This window comes from Mesorhizobium sp. WSM4846 (genome assembly GCF_055811415.1).
Genome location: NZ_JBVVPZ010000094.1, coordinates 1 through 1,528, shown reverse-complemented (window position 1 = coordinate 1,528; position 1,528 = coordinate 1). Strand labels below are relative to the sequence as shown.

The following is a 1,528-nucleotide window of genomic DNA, read 5'->3' as shown; positions in this document are numbered from 1 at the left end:
CGGTCCTCCCGGCGAAGGAGAAAACTGTCACCCATGCAATCAGTCCATTCTGTTACCTATCTATCCGGTTCGGACAATCTTGCCTTCTCCCCTTGTCCCACAAGGGGAAAGGGGAAAGACGCTACAACTCCAGGTTCCAGTTCTGGCCGACCAGATCCTTGCCGAAGGCGTGGTGCCGTTCCCGATTGGCCAGCTTGAACCCGGCCGCCTCGTAGATGCGGCGCGCTGAGGTGAGCACGTCGTTGGTCCACAGCGTCAATTTCTTGTAGCCCTTGGCACGGGCAAGGCCGATGCATTCCTCGACCAGCCGCCTGCCTATGCCGAGACCGCGCGCCGAGGGTTCGACATAGAGCAGGCGCAGCTTCGCCACGGCGTCCGACTGGCGCACGAGAAAGACCGAGCCGACGACTTCCCCTTCCCGCTCGGCGATCCAGCTGCGTTCCCATTTCGGATCGTAGGATTTGACGAAGGCGCCGAGGATTTCGGCGACCAGCGCCTCATAAGTTTCGTCCCAGCCATATTCCTGCGCGTAGAGCAGGCCCTGGCGATGGATGATCCAGCCGATGTCGCCGACCTGCAAAGACCGCAGCATGTAAGGGACCCTGGGCTCTGCATTCTCACCCAGCAGGCGCTGCACCGTCTGCATCGCCTTGACCAGCCGGTCCTGTTCCGGTGCGGAAAGCCGGTCGAGCAGGGCCGCGACCTGATCGTGCGAACCCTGGTTCAGCGGCGCGAACGCCGCTCTTCCCGCCGGCGTCAGCGCAATCGACGAGCGCCGAGCATCGGCTTGCGTCGCCACGCGCTCGACCAGGCCACGCTCTTCGAACTTTTTCAGCAACCGGCTGAGATAGCCGGGGTCGAGACCGAGATCGCGCGCAAGATCGGTGGCGGTCAGGCCATCGCGAAGCGCCAGTTCATAGAGCACCCGAGCCTCGGTCAGCGAGAAGGCGCTTTTCAGCAGCCCTTCGTCGAGCAGCCCGATCTGGCGGGTGTAAAAGCGGTTGAAGCCCCGCACTGCATCGATCCGCTCCATGCCGGGTTGATGATGAATCGTCATGGCATCCTCCTGCCCGCACAAGATCAACCATTTAGTTGACTCAGTCAAGTATCAGTTCGAAGCAGGCTGCGGCTGTCGATCAGCTCACTCAGCGCCTTGACTCTCGCCAGCCACCGGCTTATCTCACCGCCACGTTAGCACTCGCCATTGGTGAGTGCTAAGCGTAGGTCCGGCGCCGCCGGACGGAGGAACTGTTCTCACCATTCTCACCGAGGAATAAAAAATGGCAAAGTCGAAGTTCCGCCCGCTTCATGACCGCGTGGTCGTACGCCGGGTTGAATCCGAATCCAAGACTGCCGGCGGGATCATCATCCCCGACACGGCGAAGGAAAAGCCGCAGGAAGGCGAGATCATCGCCGTTGGTTCCGGCGCCCGCGACGAAGCCGGCAAGCTCGTCCCGCTGGACGTCAAGGCCGGCGATCGCATCCTGTTCGGCAAGTGGTCGGGCACCGAAGTCAAGCTCAATGGCGA

At 61.8% G+C, this 1,528-nt stretch carries 2 protein-coding genes; one reads left to right on the top strand and one right to left on the bottom strand.

What is annotated here, in order from left to right; translation table 11 throughout:
* Nucleotides 1-121 precede the first annotated feature (121 nt).
* Nucleotides 122-1,057 carry a bifunctional helix-turn-helix transcriptional regulator/GNAT family N-acetyltransferase gene (locus AC0L15_RS33140; protein ID WP_473498402.1) on the bottom strand — a complete coding sequence of 312 codons (936 nt, stop codon included), beginning with the start codon at nt 1,055-1,057 and terminating at the stop codon, nt 122-124.
* Between the two features lie 223 nt (nt 1,058-1,280).
* On the opposite strand from AC0L15_RS33140, the gene AC0L15_RS33135 reads away from it, so the two are divergent.
* Nucleotides 1,281-1,528: co-chaperone GroES (locus AC0L15_RS33135; RefSeq protein WP_292539378.1), on the top strand; the 248-nt coding region annotated here is incomplete at its 3' end.